Origin of the sequence: Streptomyces sp. MUSC 14, assembly GCF_001866675.1 — a bacterium.
Lineage (GTDB): Bacteria > Actinomycetota > Actinomycetes > Streptomycetales > Streptomycetaceae > Streptomyces.
The window spans coordinates 21,009-37,055 of the sequence record NZ_MLYN01000026.1 but is presented as its reverse complement, the minus strand read 5'-3'; the positions used below and the strand labels follow the sequence as shown (position 1 = coordinate 37,055).

10 protein-coding genes are annotated in these 16,047 nt (G+C 68.1%); 2 read left to right on the top strand and 8 right to left on the bottom strand.

What is annotated here, in order from left to right; genetic code table 11:
- The first annotated feature begins 55 nt into the window (after positions 1 to 55).
- The gene (locus tag BIV25_RS17055; protein WP_071373200.1) at positions 56 to 1,666 is read left to right on the top strand and encodes a hypothetical protein; all 1,611 of its coding nucleotides are present in this window, start codon (positions 56 to 58) and stop codon (positions 1,664 to 1,666) included.
- A complete protein-coding gene (locus BIV25_RS54375; protein ID WP_371273033.1) occupies positions 1,629 to 1,811 on the top strand; it encodes a hypothetical protein in 183 nt (60 codons plus the stop codon). The genes BIV25_RS17055 and BIV25_RS54375 overlap by 38 nt, the downstream gene beginning before the upstream one ends.
- A gap of 63 nt (positions 1,812 to 1,874) precedes the next feature.
- On the opposite strand, the gene BIV25_RS17050 is transcribed toward BIV25_RS54375, so the two are convergent.
- From BIV25_RS17050 to BIV25_RS17015, 8 genes are all read right to left on the bottom strand, one after another.
- Positions 1,875 to 2,444, bottom strand: a complete 570-nt coding sequence (locus tag BIV25_RS17050) for a hypothetical protein (protein ID WP_371273032.1) — start codon at positions 2,442 to 2,444, stop codon at positions 1,875 to 1,877.
- 270 nt (positions 2,445 to 2,714) lie between these two features.
- Positions 2,715 to 4,814, bottom strand: a complete 2,100-nt coding sequence (locus BIV25_RS17045; RefSeq protein WP_079176695.1) for a nuclease-related domain-containing DEAD/DEAH box helicase — start codon at positions 4,812 to 4,814, stop codon at positions 2,715 to 2,717.
- Between the two features lie 777 nt (positions 4,815 to 5,591).
- The gene (locus tag BIV25_RS17040) at positions 5,592 to 7,028 is read right to left on the bottom strand and encodes a DUF6177 family protein (protein ID WP_071373199.1); all 1,437 of its coding nucleotides are present in this window, start codon (positions 7,026 to 7,028) and stop codon (positions 5,592 to 5,594) included.
- A gap of 484 nt (positions 7,029 to 7,512) precedes the next feature.
- Complete coding sequence (locus BIV25_RS17035; RefSeq protein ID WP_071373198.1) at positions 7,513 to 7,800, bottom strand: hypothetical protein; 288 nt, start codon at positions 7,798 to 7,800, stop codon at positions 7,513 to 7,515.
- 13 nt (positions 7,801 to 7,813) lie between these two features.
- A complete protein-coding gene (locus BIV25_RS17030) occupies positions 7,814 to 10,177 on the bottom strand; it encodes a hypothetical protein (protein WP_071373197.1) in 2,364 nt (787 codons plus the stop codon).
- Complete coding sequence (locus tag BIV25_RS17025) at positions 10,177 to 10,614, bottom strand: DUF6507 family protein (RefSeq protein ID WP_107486162.1); 438 nt, start codon at positions 10,612 to 10,614, stop codon at positions 10,177 to 10,179. Before BIV25_RS17025 ends, BIV25_RS17030 begins: the two co-directional genes overlap by 1 nt.
- A gap of 114 nt (positions 10,615 to 10,728) precedes the next feature.
- Positions 10,729 to 14,730 carry a type VII secretion protein EccCa gene (gene eccCa / locus BIV25_RS17020; RefSeq protein WP_071373196.1) on the bottom strand — a complete coding sequence of 1,334 codons (4,002 nt, stop codon included), beginning with the start codon at positions 14,728 to 14,730 and terminating at the stop codon, positions 10,729 to 10,731.
- A complete protein-coding gene (locus tag BIV25_RS17015) occupies positions 14,727 to 16,040 on the bottom strand; it encodes a MinD/ParA family protein (RefSeq protein WP_177235311.1) in 1,314 nt (437 codons plus the stop codon). The genes eccCa and BIV25_RS17015 overlap by 4 nt, the downstream gene beginning before the upstream one ends.
- Between the last annotated feature and the right edge of the window lie 7 nt (positions 16,041 to 16,047).

Sequence of the window (16,047 nt, the reverse complement as noted above, 5' to 3'; positions counted from 1 at the left end):
GGTCATTACCCAGTATCGGTTGCGGTGGGTTACTGACCGGGTGTGATCTGTCCCCATGCAGAGATGGGCGGCGCTCAACGAACGGCAGCTAACAGTCCTGAAGCGCATCGGTGCCGGCAGTGAGCCGGTGACGTCCAAGGACTCCGGCCTGGCGACCACGGTGTACGCATTGCGCGGCCGGGGCCTCGTCACGACACCGCGTGAGAACGGTGTGTGGCGTGCTGAGATCACGGAAGCCGGTTCTTACTACCTGGAGCACGGGCATCACCCCGACCTGCCGGACAGGGAACGCACGGCACTGCAGCTTCCGTCGATGGCATCGACACCTGCCAAGAACAAGCGTCCGGAAGCAGACTCCGCACCCGCGAAGGCGAAGACAGAATCTCCAACCCGAGCGAGCGCCCCCACCCAGCCGTCGCCGAAAAAACACACCGACATCACCGCTGAGAAACTCATCGCCCAGATCCGCGCCTCAGGCGGCACCCTTCGCATCGAAGATCCGGACGACGAGCTGCGAGCCGCCTACCGGCGTGGGATCGACGCCGCCAAGCGGCAGAAGGCCGTACCAGCAGGTCACCACCTCCGATACACGGGCAGGACCAACGGCAGCGGCGATCTCGTCGTTCAGCTGGCCGACGACAACGACCCGGACGAGACCTCGTGGAACCGTGAGCGGCTCAAGCGCAGCCGGACGCTCACCGACGTGGACGCCATCATCAGCACGGTCCGGCAAGATCCCGTGGCCTTGGAGGTATGCACGGCTGCCCTGCCTCGTGCCCTGGACCTCATCCGCGCACTGGCCGAGGAGGCGCTGTCACGAGGGCATCGCTTCTCCGTGAACAAGAAGCGGCGCCACCCACACCCACATGTACAGGTCGACGGCCATACCTGGGAGTTGACGTTCAAGGAGGAGCAGGAGCAGAAGCCCCACGTCCCCACGGCTGAGGAACTTCGGCAGCGGAAGGTCTACAGCTGGCAGCGTGTGACGCCCAAGTACGACTCGGTGCCGTCGGGCCGGCTGACGCTGGAGGCACGGGCGAGCAGCTACGGCACGCCCATCCAGTGGTCCGACACCAAGCGTGGCCGCACCCTGGAGAAGCAGATCGGCACGGTCTTCAAGGACCTTGAGGCGAGGGCCGAAGCCAGCCGTCAAGCCCGCCGTGCCTGGGAAGAAGAGCAGAAGAAGCGCGAGGAGCAGCGGAAGCGCGAGGAAGTCGAGAAGAGAGCCAAGTGGGAGAAGGCGATGCGCAACGCCCGGGCCAAGGCCCAGGACGCGCATCGCGAAAGGACGTTCCGGGACGGCCTGGAGCGGTGGCACGTCGCCGAGGACATCAGGGCCTTCTGTGCAGCGCTGGAGAAGTCGGCTGCGGCGGACAGCGATCCCGTACAGGCCGAACGGCTCACACAGTGGATCCGCTGGGGTCGCATGAGGGCGGAGGAGATCGACCCCACGCGTGGTTCCGACGGATTCGGGACCGAGGAGTTCGACACCGATCCCGCTCCCGAGGACCTCAGGCCGTTCCTGGGCAAGTGGAGCCCGCACCGCCCTGAGGAAGAGTTCCGCTACAGCACCCCGCCACCCCAGCGTCCGCCAGTCACGGAGATTGCTCGGGATGAAGGCTGGAGATATGGACGCCAAGGTCCCGCTCAATGGTGGCGGCGATGACGCCGTGGCCTCGGTCCCGGAGTGCCTTGGTGGCCCGTTCGATCAGTTCGCCCAGCCGGATCACCTCGGCGCGCAGGGCAACCAGTTCGTCGTAGCGCTCGGCCTTCTCCTGGCCGTACCACTCCTCCAACGTCCGCAGAAGTGACTCCTCTGCGCGGCGCTGCTTGTCGTTGAAGCGGCGGTTCCAGGAGTACTGGGTGTACTGGTCCTAGGCGAGCACCTCGTGTCGCCGGGCCACCTCTTCGAGTACGTCGTCCGCCAGTTTCTCGGCCACACGGCGTGCGAGGCGCTGGGTGACCGGCCACGGCGCGATACACCGGCCGTCGCGGTCTTCGAAGAGCAGTGGGGCCGCGCGCAACTCCTGGGCGTCGAGCTCCAGCCAGGCGGCAGTTCCTTCGAGGTCCTTGATCTCCAAAACGCCGGCGTCCGCCTTGCCACGCCTCAGCCGGACTCTGTTCTTCGGCTTGACGAGGCCGAATACGATCCGGGCTGCTTCCAGTTCGGTGCTGCCGCGCACTACACATGACGCCTCGGCTGCGGCCGCCTCCCGCTCGTCGTCCGCCCGGAACACACTGACCTGGCTCCATGGCACCACAAGCGTGCCCGGGTTCACCCACTCCTGTACGCCGGCTTCCTCACCGTCGAGGAACCGCACATGGACATCTCCGTAGCGGCGCGGCCCTCCAATCCGTACGATCTCCACGCGGTGGACCGGCATACCGATCGCCTTGGGGCTGGGCCGATACGCCCATTGCTCATCCGCCTCCATGAAGGCCATTCAGCCAGAGTCCCTGTCGTGAGACCAGTGGACTTGACAAGCACTGTCCACGATGTCGGCGAGCGTGGGCACATTCGTGTGGAGCACCGCCCACGGGGTACGTCCACGGGGTGTCCGGCTTGCTGATAGATCAGGCGAGCAGACAGGGCAGGCTGCGCATCCGGGCATAGCCCAGACGTGAGTTGCTGCGGAGGCCAACTGAGGGCGGGTCGGTCAGCCGAGGCGCCGACCAGGCGTCCTCCATCGTGAGGGGGACACGAGTCCTGTCCCTCAGCGCTCCTCTGGCTGTCGGTCCACGCTCCCCAACCACAGCACGTCGCGCGCTCGGGTCATGGCCACGAAGAGCTGGTTGCGGTACAGCTCGTTGCGCTCGCGTTCGGTTTCCGAAGGTTCACCATCGGGTGTGCGGGGTCCGTTCGCCAAGGCCGCGTCGTGCTCCGGGAGGTAGACGCGCTTGAACTCCAACCCTTTGGCTCGGCGGTAGCTGCCGAGTTTGACCGCGTCGACGGGGCGGCCGTTGTAATGCTCCAGCAGACACACAGGGATGCCTGCCTGTTCGAGGAGCCGTTGGTAATGGCTGATGGCGCGCATCGACGGGCACAGCACCGCGGTGTCCGCGTGGGCTCCGGGCCGCAGGTCGCGCAGGGCCTCCAGGAGGGCCTGGTCGTGCTCGGCTGGTGTCGGCTTCGAAACACGTATCACGTCGCCGTTGTGATACGTGAGATCAACATCTCGGCGGCCTGGCGTACGCATCCCGTCGATGTCCTCGAAGGAGTCCTCGGCGACGACGGTGAGCGCCGCGTCGAGGATCGCCTTGCTGTTGCGGTAGTTGGTACGCAGCACTTGTCCGCGGTCACCACGGATGTCGATGCCGGCGTCGGAGAGACGGAAGCCCCCTGGATAGACGGCCTGCTGGCCGTCACCGACCAGCAGCAGTCCGTTGGGCGCATCGCCCACGAGGGCATGCAGGAGCTGTACGCCGACCAAGGTCAGGTCCTGGACCTCATCGACGATTACTGCTGCGTAACGGTGCTGTGCTGTGCTGCGTCGCGCTTCTGCCAGGGCGAGGGAGAGGACATCATTGAAGTCGTGCACGCCGCGCTCGATGCGGAGCGCTTCGTACGCCTCGTACAGAGTCCAGACGGCCTGTCGATGCGGACGCCGCAGACTCGCGCGCCGGCGTCGGCGGGGCACCGTGGCGTACTCCTCGAAGGACGCGATGCCACGCCCCTTGATGACGTGGTCGATCTCCTCCTTCCAGTAGCCCGGGGCCGGATCGATCTCGGTCAGGGCGCTGTCCCTGCCGACGTGCTTCCAGGCGAGGCTGAAAGCGGTCTGGGCCTTGTCTCCGTGCAGCCTGACGGAGACATCGTGGTCGTGCAGGAACTCCCGAGCCCAGGAGTGCAGACTGCGGAAGTCGACCCTGTCGGCCACTGCGGGAGCCATCGTCTTGAGGAAGGTGGCCTGCACCCGCGGGAGGTTGTTGGCGAAGGTGACGTACAGGAGTCGGCCGGTGGTGCGCTGGGCGAGGTGTGCCGCGCGGTGCAGGCCGACGACGGTCTTGCCCGTGCCCGCCGGGCCGCTGATCCGTGCCGGACCGGCCCAGTTGCGGCGTACCAGAGCCACCTGGTCGGGGTGGAGGAAGGTCATCCACTGCTCGATCGGGGCCCGCAGCGCTTCCTCCAAGGCCGCGTCACGCAGTCCGTCGAGGTCGAACAGGCCGTCGGAGAAGTCTTCTTGGGACTGTGCCGGAGGCGGGGACGGTGCCGTTTGTGTCACCGACGATCCCTCATAGTCGGGGAAGACCCGCTCCAGATGGTCGGCGATCGCACGTACGGATTCGGCACGAAGTCGACTGCGCTCCGACAGCAGAGCTGGCCCGACCTCATGCTCCCCCAGTAGCCGGATCCTGCCCAGGCCAGCATCGACGCGATGCCCCGCGAAGACCATGAGGGGTTGAACCGCGACCGGCGACATCCCCAGGGACGCCACCGCCGACTCGGCCGCCTTGGTCACATCCAGGAGCTTGGCCGCGTGCGCATCACGGGCCTCGCCGTCGGCGCGGAGCCCTCCGTGCGAAGTCACCGGTGCAGAGTTCCAGTTCTTGACGGCTACGACGAACACACCGCCGGGACCGACCAACAGCATGTCCGCGTTGGCTGCCCTGCTTCCCGGCCACCTGCGGTCCACCAGTAACCGCCACCCGCGCGCCGTGAGGACCAACAACTGGGCGGCGACCCTGCGTTCACCCTCACCGGCGGCTTCCCAACGGCGCGCCTGCTGCCGGGCCGCCTCCCACTGCTCCCTCAGCATCCGTTCCTGCCGCCGCGCCTCCTGCGCCCGCCGCGACGCCGAACCACCAGCCCCCATGCCCCACTCCCTCGTACGCAGAGTAGCGATCTTAAGACGATCAGCGATGGACGGGACAGGGGGCACGACCGACAAGGTTCGACCGCGCCGGACGACTTCAGCCATGCCTGCGGTCATCGGAGACACGGAGTTGAAGCCAACGCGCCGTAGACCACCCAGCACCGGCAGTACTGCGCCGCCGTGGCCGATCAGAGATTCCACGGTGGGCGAGGGGCCTGGCCACTGGCCAGAACCTGGAGTCCCGCTTGTCGGAGGTGGCCGGCTCATCGTGAACGGGCGTCTCACTACTGCGCGTACGCGAATTCAAGTCGGCGCTCATGGCGCCGGCCAACAGCGCACTCCGCAGAGGAACACCGAGATGGAGCCCGACAGGAGCCACAGCATGCTCTTGAACGGGGAACGGGTAGCCGTCGCCACCCGGACCTGGTGACGGCCCGGTTTGAAGGAAGCACGACGTTGCCACGGCCCGATGTCTCCGCACCTGGCCGGGGCGACGCAGCCACAGCACGAGTGCTCGCAACAGGCGGATGGCGCCTGCGCGACCGCGACGACGCCCGGTCGTGCCCTGGCGCCCGGGGCGCCGGCGACCGGATCACGCTCCACAGGCGTGTCTGGGGCGACCGACGTTGCCGTAGGTGACCCAACGGCCTTTTTGTTCTGGGGTCCTGACCGGAACCTTCAGTTCGGTCGCGCGCGCCGTCATGCCCTCGTGGCTCGCAGCTCATATCGCCACGCAGCGGAGGTGAGCCGCCGCTGGGGCCGATGAGGCGGCGGCTGTCAGGACGGTCGGGTAGCTGCCCCGCTTCCGCGTTTCAGGTGTTCGTTGATGTGCCGCAGGCGTTGCCAGGCGACGGGGTCGGTGCCGTCGCCGAGCGGGTAGTGCAGGCCGGGGCGAGCGGCTGGGCCGAGTTGGGTGGGGGTGTTGTCCGGCAGGGCGTTGCGGGCATGGCTGAGGCCGAGGTCGGCCACGGCGTCCGGGCCGAGAGCGAGAGAGACCGGGATCGGCGGTGGTTCGTAGTGGGCCGGCGTGGTCAGGTCCGCGCGCGCCGCACGGAGTTCACTGATCATGGTGGCGAGGTCATGCCTGGCCGCGAGGGACTCGGCGAGCTTGGGCAGCAGCTCGATCGGTGCTCTCTCGTCGGCGGCATAGCCGAGAGCCAGGGTGATCTGCTCCTCTACGCCCTCTCGCGTGTGCGCGATACGGAAGGCGGCGATTGCAGGACGGTCGGCGGTGCCTACGGCGACAGCCCAGGTGGGCTGGGACTGGCGTGCGCGGTTGCGGGCCAGGTCGGTCAGTTGCCTTGGCGACCAAGGGACGTTGACGGGCTCGGCGGTGGCCCATCCGGCCGGCGGCAGTCCGGTGAGGATCTGCCACGCGTCCTCCAGAGCGCCACCGAGTACGAGGTGCTCGTGGGCGGGATGGATAGTGCGGATGGACAGCAGCAACTGCCGTTCACCGCTCTTGCCAAGCGAGGGTTGGAAGGCGTCCGCGATCCGGGGACCGTTGTCGGCAGCCGGGGTGAAACGTCCGTCGTGCCAGCGCAGTACGGCTCCGGAGAGGCCGTCGTAGTAGCCGTTCTCGGGGTGGCGCACGACCCAGCGTGCGGGCATGCGCTCCAGCACGGTGCGGGTGGGCAGGCTCAGCCGGGTATTGGGGGACGTGACAAGATACAGCTCCCGTCGGCCCTGTGCCACCGTTCGCACCGCCTCGGTCAGCCATGTCGTGGCAGCGACTACCGGCCGGTCGTAGATGACGATGACGCTCTTGTCGGTCAGCACATCCGCATCGGTCAGTACGTCCATGTCAGCGGACGGGACCGTCGCCCCGCCTGTGGCCGGGACCGTCACGACGTCGGTGCGGGCGGCTTCAGGCGGCCATGTGGTGCCACCGAGCAGCGTTGTCAGCCGTCCCGCGACCGAGCCAGCGAGAAGCCTGGCTTCTGCGATGGCCGTGGACGCCCGCACCTCGGTCCACCACACCGGCTCCTCTGCCTGGACACCAGGTCCCAGCAGCCGCGCCGTCTCACCCGGCACCTGGAGGTAGCGCGGGGCTTCCACGGAGACCAGGGTCTTTCCGTCATCCGTGCACAACTGGGCGACGGCCCCTCCGCCTGCCCGGTTCACGCGAAGGTCAGGGCCGCCGGCGTGCAATGCGGCCAGCAACGACTTGATGTCCGGCATCTGCGAGGTGAGGGCGATGACGTCCTGGGGCATTTATTGCCTTCCTGCAGAATGGGGCGGCATCGAAAAATAAGTACCGACCGGACGGATGGATGGATCCAGAGTTTGGAAGGTGATTTACCCCGACGGCAGGCGGTGAACCCTCATCCTCTGGGAAAGGTCCTGCACTGCCGCCACCGATAAGGCTTTAAGAAGTGATCCGGATACCATTATGGCCAATGTGGCCCGCAGGGGTTCGCGGCTCGTGACCGGCAGCCTCCCCGATCTCAGCTGCCCATAGGTAGTCGGCGCCTCGTTCGACAGGAACTTTCCCTGCGCCACAAAGTTCCGTTCTCGATGCATTCAATGTCCGTAATGGCGACCGCCCAGTTACCTGGGTTATTCGCTACGTAGTTGCTGTCACCTTTACACGGAGGACGGTCTCGGTTCGAGAGGCCGTCCTCACTCTCCTTGCCTCGTGAGCTGAACTGAGAGTCTGGCCTCGGGAGGCATGTGGGCCCCAACTTGTCCCCGAGTGTCACTCGGGCGGAGCCGGCTGGGCAGGTCGGTCCTCGAAAAGATAGGCGTACATGGACTGAAGATAATCGTAGAGGGATTCATTTTCGGGGAACTCGATGTCGCTCAGGCGCTCATAGTCCTCGACGGACAAGCTTCTTTCTGCGAGCACCTGGGAAAGCCCTTCCCGCACCTGCTGAACGTAGGACTCATCGAAAGCCATTAGGGTGGGACGCAGGTATCCGCTTGTGTCGTAGGCTTGCTCCAAATTTAGGTAAGTTTGAATGAATGTCTCCAACTGCTTGTTCACGCTCTGATTTCCTCTACGGGTAGCGGCCGACTTCCGGATCGGCATACATCGTGGTCAATTTCCACCCGCCATCCTCGAATTTATAGACAGGTCGGATAGTTCCACCCTGGAAGTCCAAGGGCAGAAACTCGTCGGGTTCGGCGGGGTCGCGGTAGAAGCCGGTGAAGCGTTTATACCCGTCAGAACCGAGGATTCGCTCGATCGGTGTCGGTGGAGGCGGGGCCCCGGTGCGTGCGATCTCATCCCGGAAGTAACGGTCAGCGACAACCATGTCCTCCGCGTTGTCGAAGCGTGTGGCGAACGGACCGACTTTGTGAACACGACCGTGGACACCGTCCACACTTGTACCCGTCAGTGGATCTATGTTGTTCTCAGACTTCAGGAGCCCATGATAGTTGGAGGCCGGTCCGTAGATTTTTAGCTGTCCTTGATCGTCGCGTGCCACGGTACCAAGGCGATCTCTGAGGGCATCGTCGGACGGGTGGAGGTGACGCCCTGGAGCGTGCCCCTCCCCGCCCTGGCGGTCGTCGAGTTCCGCAATGCGGTTGTCGACAGCCTTCGGATCCACAGTGGAGTGGGTTCCAGGAACCCGATGGGGTGCCTGCTGGACGTACCCGTCTCCGACCGGAGGGTTAGCTGTGTTCCCAGCTCCCTGCGCTTGGCTCGAACCGGAACCACCGTGGTGACTGCTGCCAGTGTCGCCAGAGTTGTGCCCGCCGGTACCGGAACGAGAGCTGGACCTGGTGGGAGGCTGGTGGGTATGGCTTCCGGAGCCTGAACCGCCATGGGATGCTGCGTCATTGGCGGTGCTGTGGCTGGCGGTTGGCGAGCCCCCGGGTCCGTGAGCGAACCGGGGCGGTTCAGAAGCCTCGTGCTCCATGGAAAGACCATGTTCGGAGCCGCCCGTGCCGCCATTGGGCTGATGAGATGCGGCGCCGCCTGCGGCGTCTTCGGCTGCGACAGGCGGAGTGCCCCCGACGTGGGCTCCGGCAAGCTCGGGGGTGCGAACATCGGCTCCGGCGGCGTGTGCTGCAGAGTCATGGGCGCTGGCGCCGTTTGTCCGTGCACCCGCACCAACCAGCTCACGATCGCCGGACGGAGAGCTGCCGGTTCGGTCAGCCGCAGGAGGCTCGTTCCTGACCGGGCTGGTGTCGGGTGTGCCGTCGGGTTTGAGGGCGATGAAGTTCCCGTCCTTGTCGACCCTGTAGCGGTTGCTGAGGTCGTCCAGGGCGCCGTCGGGGAACCTTGTCTTCGGCAGTCGCAGGTGTTCACTGACGTTGGTCAGTACCTCGGAGACCTTCGGCAGATCGGACAGGGCTCTCGCCGCCCTCGCGGCGCCGGAGATCGGGTCCAGGGCACCTCCGACCTTGGCCACCGTGCTGGCCGCTTCCGCAAATCTGCCGGCCTTGCCCAGCTTGGCGAGCGCCCCGCCGGCGCCCCCCAACACGGTGAGGAGGTTGAAGCTGGTGACGGCGTGAGCACGGGCCGGGTCCTTGTGCCACTCGTCGTAGGCGATGAACTGCTTACCGAACTCCTTGGCGTTCTCCTCGCTGCCGCGCTGCCAGTCCGACAGATGGTCGCCCTCGCCGACCGCGTCCATGCCGTAGGCGTAGGTGCCGACGACGGTGCGTTTGAGGCCGTCCCAGGTCTGGTGCTGTGCGTCTGAGCCGTTGATGCCCAAGATGTTGTCTTCGAAGATGCCCAGGCCGACGAAGCCACCCCAGAGGCTGTCCTTGACGAGGCCGTCCCACGCCCAGCTCTTGATGCCGTGGCCCCACCAGTCCAGGCTCCAGCGGTCGTAGCTGCGGTCAACGGGAGTGCCCCACGGCAGGTTGGGCATGGACTCGAGCGTTTTGACGCTGACGCTGTACGTGCCCTCGTCGCCGACGGGGCGGCACAGTGCCGGGCTGATGGCGCCGATCTTGACCGCCGCGTCGTGCTCCGCCTTCTTAAAGCCCACGACGGCTTCCGCCACGCCGTCCATCAGGGCGTTGTGCGCGTCGACCTTGTGCTGGTCCTTCGTCCAGCCGTCGTCACCTTCGACGCTGTCGACGAAGGCGATCGCCTTCTCCTTCAGATGCTTCAAGCGGTCCGCATACGGCTTCGCTTCGCCGACGAAGGTGTCCAGGGCGTCGCCGAGGGACTCGATGTGGCCGGCGAACTCGTCCGCCGTGTCCATCACCGGCTGGGTGGAGGAGAAGAGCTGGTCTGCCTCCGGCGCCTTGTAGAACGCGGCCGTCGCCTGGAAGCGGGAATGAACGTCCTTGCCGGCGTCACGTATGCCGATCGCGCGTTTACGCAGCTCGGTGACTGCTTTGGACAACGCGCTGAAGTCGCCGGTGTACTGGAGTATTCCCCCGGGCTCGATCATGTCCACTACGCCCCGCCCCCGTGGTGCTTCGTCTGCTCGCCCACGGCCCGAAGCTCGGCAGGGGTGGGCGCCTTGGCCGCCTCACGCTGGGTCCGGGCGGCCATCGCCAGGTCGCCGTCGATGTAGGCGCCGGTCGCCTTGACCGTCCCGTCCATCGTCTTCTTGATACGGGCCGCCATGAACTTGATCGAGTCCTCGGTGTCGGACACGAAGTTCGCGACCGCGGCACCCACCGGCCCCACCGGCGGGCCACCGCAGTACGGGCCGCTGATCGTGCCCGCGGACTCCGCCGCGTCCTGGACGCTCGTCCCGTAGCCCTTGATGTCCTTGCTCAGGTCGTCGGCCGCAAGGCCCACCAACGACAGAATGGACTCCACCCCGCTGGGACTGATGTCCCACCCCGTCACGTCAACCCCCGTGTATCTACTGCCGATGCGTTCCATCAGCGCTGCTCAGCATTGCACGCGCCACTGACAACAGGACATTTATCCCTATCAGATCGGTTGTTCCAGCAGCCACACGCTTCTGGCCAAAGGCACGGCGAACCCATCAATTGGTCATTTCAGGGCCTCCGTTGGCTCCGTCTCGGGAGCGAGGGCGGTCTGGATCAGCTGGTGGCGACGGCTGCGGCGGACCAGGGTGCCGCGGCCGGGCGGCTGGGGGGAGGCGTACAGGCTGGGGAAGAGCTGTCCTTCGGTGCGGTCGCCGGTCATGACGAGGGCCGTGGTTCCGGTTTCGCGCAGTGCTGTCAGGAATGGTTCGTACAGGGCGCGCGAGCTCCCGGCGACTCGGCGGGTGACGACGAAGTGCAGGCCGATGTCGCGAGCCGAGGAGATGTACGGGAGGAACGGTTCGAGGGGCTGCTGTCCGGCCGCGGTGAGGATGTCGTAGTCGTCGACGACGATGACGATGCGTGGGCCGGTGAAGGACGGTTCGTCGGTGAGGGCGTCGGGGTCGGGGGCCTCCGGCAGGCGTTTTGCCAGTTCGGTGGCGATGCCGGTGGCGAGAGCCTGGGAGAGCGCGGCGTTGTGCGCGTAGCCTCCGCGGTACGGCTCCGGGATCACTCCCCGCAGGCCACGCCGTGGGTCGAACACGCCGAAGACCAGCTCGTCCTTGTCGTAGCGGTCGATGAGGGAGCGGGAGACGAGCTTGAGAAGGTTCGTCTTGCCGCATTCGTTGTCACCGAGGACCAGCAGGTGCTGGTCGGCGCCGAACAGGTCCAGGACGGTCGGGGAGAGGGTCTCCTGGTCGACGCCGATCGGGACCGCGCGCGGCTCCGCCGCCGTGGAGGGCAGGCGCTGCGCGGGCAGCCTGGTCGGCAGCACTCGCACGGGCGCGGCGGTCTCACCGTGCCAGGTGGCGCGCAGCGTGGCCGCCGCCTGCTCCAGGGCCGGGCCGAGGCCGTCCGTCGTGGCGTGGGCATCGATGCGAGGGAGTGCCGCCTGGGCGAACAGCTTGCCGTCCGTCAGGGCTCGGCCGGGTGTGTCCGCCGAGAGGGTCTCGGAGAGCTTGCGGTCGATGCAGGAGTCGGCCGGGTCGTTGAGGCGCAGTTCGATGCGGCTGCCGAACAGGGACTGGGTGGCGATGCGGATGTCGTTCCAGCGGAGCATGCCCGCCACGACGTGGATGCCGTAGCCGCTGCCCCGTTTGAGGAGGTCGGCGACATCGTCGTCGAGGTGGGCGAACTCGTCGCGCAGGGCGCCGAATCCGTCGATGAGCAGGACGATGTCGGTGGAACCGAGGCGAGGCAGCTCGCCCCGTGCGCGCAGGGCCCGGAGCTGGTCGACGGAGTCGATGCCGCGCGCGCGGAAGATCTCCTCGCGTTCGGTGAGCATGGCGCGTACTTCGGCGACGGTGCGGGCGGCGCGTTCGTGGTCGGCGCGGGTCGCGATGCCGCCGACGTGCGGCAGGTCCGAGAGGGTGCTCAGTCCGCCGCCGGCCAGGTCGAGGCCGTAGAGGGCGACGTCGTGCGGGGTGTGGGTGAGGGCGAGGGAGAGGGCCAGGGTGCGCAGCAGGGTCGTCTTGCCGGAGGCGGGGCCGCCGATGACGGCGGTGTGCCCGCCCGCCATGTTCAGGTCGTGCACCCACGGGCCCTGCCACTGCCGGGCCGGATCGTCGAGCACACCCAGCGGTACCCGCAACGGGCCGCCGGGGCGGGCAAGCCGAAGGCCGTCGGCGGATGCCTGGACGGGACCCGCGGCCGTGTCGAGGGTGAGGGCTTCGGGCAGTGGTGGCAGCCAGATCCGGCGTACCGGTTCGGCGGCGTCGGTGAGCCGGTCGACCGCGACGCCCAGGACTGTCGGCCCGGTCTCGCGCTCACGCGACGCCGGGGTGTCCTCCCCCGTCGTGGGCGTCTGTGCCGGGGCGTTGAACGCGGGGTACCTCCAGGCGAGCGGTTCGGCGTCGGCGGTGCTCTCGTGCACGACAGGGCCGCGGTACGCGCCGGAGACGAAGCCGGCCTTGAAGCGGGTGTAGGTGGAGGTGTCGACCTTCAGGTAGCCGAAGCCGGGCAGGGGCGGCAGGTTGAAGGCGTCGGTGGTTTCCAGGACCGTGCGCGACTCGTCCGCCGAGAAGGTGCGCAGGCCGAGCCGGTACGACAGATACGTCTCCAGGCCCCTGAGCTTGCCGCCCTCGATGCGCTGGCTGGACAGCAGCAGATGGACGCCGATGGAGCGGCCGATACGCCCGATAGACAGGAACAGGTCGATGAAGTCCGGTTTGGCGGTGAGGAGTTCACCGAACTCGTCGATGACGACGAAGAGATGCGGCAGCGGTTCGAGGCCGGGCCGAGTCCCCGCACGCAGTGCGCGGTAGTGCCCGATGTCAGCGACGTTGCCCGCGTCCTTGAGGACCTGCTGGCGCCGCTTGATCTCGCCGGCGAGGGAGGTGTGCACGCGCTCGACGAGGCCGGCCTGGTTCTCCAGGTTCGTGATGACGCCCGCCACGTGCGGCAGATCAGCGAACGGCGCGAACGTGGCGCCGCCTTTGTAGTCCACGAGAACCATCGCTAGATCGCCCGGCGCGTGCGTCGTCACCAGAGCCAGTACGAGGGTGCGCAGCAGTTCACTCTTGCCGGATCCGGTCGCGCCGACGCACAGTCCGTGTGGGCCCATGCCGAGTTCGGAGGACTCCTTCAGATCGAGCAGCACCGGCTGGTGCCGGTCGTCCAGGCCGATCGGCACCCGCAGGAAGTCCCGCTCGCCGCGCGGCGCCCACTGCCGGGCCGGGTCGAGGGCGGCCATGTCGTCGATGCCGAGCAGCTGCGGGAAGTCGACGGGCCCGGAGACGGGGGTGCCCTCGGCGGCGGACTCGGCGGACAGCCGTAGCGGCGCGAGAGCTCGGGCAAGGCCCTCGGCCTCGGGCAGCCCGGTGCGGTCGAGGACCCCGTCCGTCCGTACGACCTGCTCTCCGCGCAGATCCTCCACCGTGACCTCGTCGCCGTCGACGGTGATCCGTACGGAGACGTGATCGGGTTCGTGGACCTGCTCGGCGAGCAGGTGCAGCACCGTGACGCCCATGTCGTCCAGGGCGACGGCGGAGTCCGGACGCGGGAGGTCGACGGCGTTCTCCCCGTACGCGTCGCTGAGCACGAGCAGCCGGTCGGTCAGCGCGAGCGCCTTCTTGTCGGACAGCCCACGGCGCACCTCGGCCGCGTACGAGGCGCGCCGCCCCAGATCCGTGCCCATCACCTGAGCCAGCTGGGCCATGCCGGGGGCGATACGGCGCACGGCGAGGGCGCCGGCATGGCTGTGCGGGTCGAGGACATGGGGGAGCCATTTCGCCCACTCCCACTCCTCGATACGGTCCCCGGGCGCGGCGAGCGCGATGGTCACGTCGTCCGGTGCGTGGGTCACGGCCGCCTGAACGAGCAGGGACCGCGCGACGCGCAGCAGTCCCGCGCGGTCGCCGACGATGCTGACGTTGCCGACGCGGTCCAGTGGCACGGTCAGCGGATGGTCCGACACCGTACTGAAGCGGGCCTGGAGGGCACGCGCCTCGTTCAGCATGAACGGGTCGGGCGGGGTGAGCACGCCTCCGGCCGCCTGCTGGCCGATGGTCAGCTCCTGCACAGGGACGTCACCGACACCGACCCGCACGTGAAGGAAGTCCGTGTCCCTGCGGCGCCGCTCCCACAGCCGGGCGGGGTCGCGCAGGACGTCGTACAGGGCCGTGGGCGCCGGGTGAAGAATCCGGGCCACGCGGCGGCGCTCGCGCTCGTCCGCGCCCAATTCGGCGCGCAGTTCCTCCAGGTACTCCAGGTACCGCTCCCGCTGGACGCGCCGCTGCCGCTGGGCCTTGCCGCGCTGCGACAGGAACAGGGCGACGGCGCCGAGCAGCGCGAAGACCAGTACGACGGCACCCAGGCCCGCGAACTGGCTGGAGCGGATGATCGTCATCATCACGACCGAGCTCATGACACCGGCCATCGGCAGCAGAGCGGTCGCCGGGCTTCCGGTCTTGCCTTCGGGCAGGTTCGGAGGGGGCTCGATCGTGCGGGCCGCCGGCGGGAGCAGGGGGCGCGTCGAGCGGGCCGGACGGTGGACCTGGTGCTGCGTCAACGCACCCGCACCGCCTTCTGCAGTGCCTCGGCGGCGAGCTGGGTGGCCGCGCGGCGGGTGGCCTCGCCGAGCCGGTCGGTCATGATCGGTCCGCCACCGGCCAGGTGCCGGTCGTAGGGCAGATGCACGAGAGTGACTCCGGTTTCCCGCAGATGGGCCGTGGCGGCCTTCAGGTCGAGGTTCGCGTCGGGCGTGTTCGAGGTGAGGGCCACGACGGTGGAGGCGAGCGCGGCATGCGGCAGCTGACCGAGCCAGTCCAGGACGATCCGGGTACCGCCCACGCCTTCGGCGGTGAGCGGGGCGACGACCACCCGCGCGTGCGCGGTGTCCATCGCCGTACGGGCCACCTCGCCGGGCAGCGTCTCGCAGTCCACGACCGTGACGGCGAAGTAGCGGCGCAGAGCGAGCGTGACGGTGCGATACGCGCGAACGTCCAACGGGGCACCCACCCGCCCCTGACTCGCGGGCAGCAGCCAGCCGCCGTCCGCCACCGGGACCAAGTACCCGGTGATGTCGGTCAGTTGCATCGACGGGGTGAGGATCCGGGCGAGCTCGGCGCACGACCAGCGTACGGACTGCGCTCCCATCCGCACCGGGAGCGTGCCCAGGGCGGCGTCCGCTTCGAGGGCGAGTACCGGGTCGTGCCGGTAATGGCTGAACGTCCGCGACAGGAGCGCGGCGGTCGTGGTCTTGCCGACGCCACCGCGGATCGACGTCACCGCGATCACCCGGCCCGTGGTCACCGGCTGCTGCACCATGCTGCCCAGTCGGCTCTCCTCGGCGACCTCCCGAGCGGCTGACGAGGTCAGCTTGCGCAGTGACCGGCTCGAACGCCGGGCCAGCGAGTCGCCGTGCTGGGGCGAACCGAGCGCTATGGCCAGGCGCGGGTCCAGCGTCGGTACCGGCTCGGGCGTCGCCATGGGCAGCCGGGCCTGACGGGGCGGCTGTACGGCGGGGGAGGCGTTCGGTGGCGTCGCTGGGGTCTGCGGGGCTGCCTCGACGCCGGAAGCAGGAGAGCCGGTACCGGGGTGGGCCTGGGCTGGCGGCGTCGGCGGAACCTCGGTCGCGGGGCGCGAGGGCGCTTGAGTGGGGGTATGCGGGGCGGACCGCTCCTCGTCCTCGCGCGAGACCGGACCCGCGGTGTGCTGCCCGTGGGACGGCCGACCCGGGTTGGGGCGCTGCTCGTCCGGGTGGCGCACGGGCAGGGAAGGCCGCGCGCCTTCCGATGACCGCTGCTCGCTCGCCGCCCCGGCAGGGCCCGCATTCAGCTCGCGCAGCACGTCGTCCTGCCAACGGCCGGAAGTCGTCATCACCGCC

Coding starts and splice junctions, on each gene's coding strand:
- BIV25_RS17055 (WP_071373200.1), top strand. CDS start 56: ATGCAGAGATGGGCGGCGCTCAACGAACGGCAGCTAACAGTCCTGAAG.
- BIV25_RS54375 (WP_371273033.1), top strand. CDS start 1,629: ATGGACGCCAAGGTCCCGCTCAATGGTGGCGGCGATGACGCCGTGGCC.
- BIV25_RS17050 (WP_371273032.1), bottom strand. CDS start 2,444: ATGGCCTTCATGGAGGCGGATGAGCAATGGGCGTATCGGCCCAGCCCC.
- BIV25_RS17045 (WP_079176695.1), bottom strand. CDS start 4,814: ATGGGGGCTGGTGGTTCGGCGTCGCGGCGGGCGCAGGAGGCGCGGCGG.
- BIV25_RS17040 (WP_071373199.1), bottom strand. CDS start 7,028: ATGCCCCAGGACGTCATCGCCCTCACCTCGCAGATGCCGGACATCAAG.
- BIV25_RS17025 (WP_107486162.1), bottom strand. CDS start 10,614: ATGGAACGCATCGGCAGTAGATACACGGGGGTTGACGTGACGGGGTGG.
- BIV25_RS17015 (WP_177235311.1), bottom strand. CDS start 16,040: ATGACGACTTCCGGCCGTTGGCAGGACGACGTGCTGCGCGAGCTGAAT.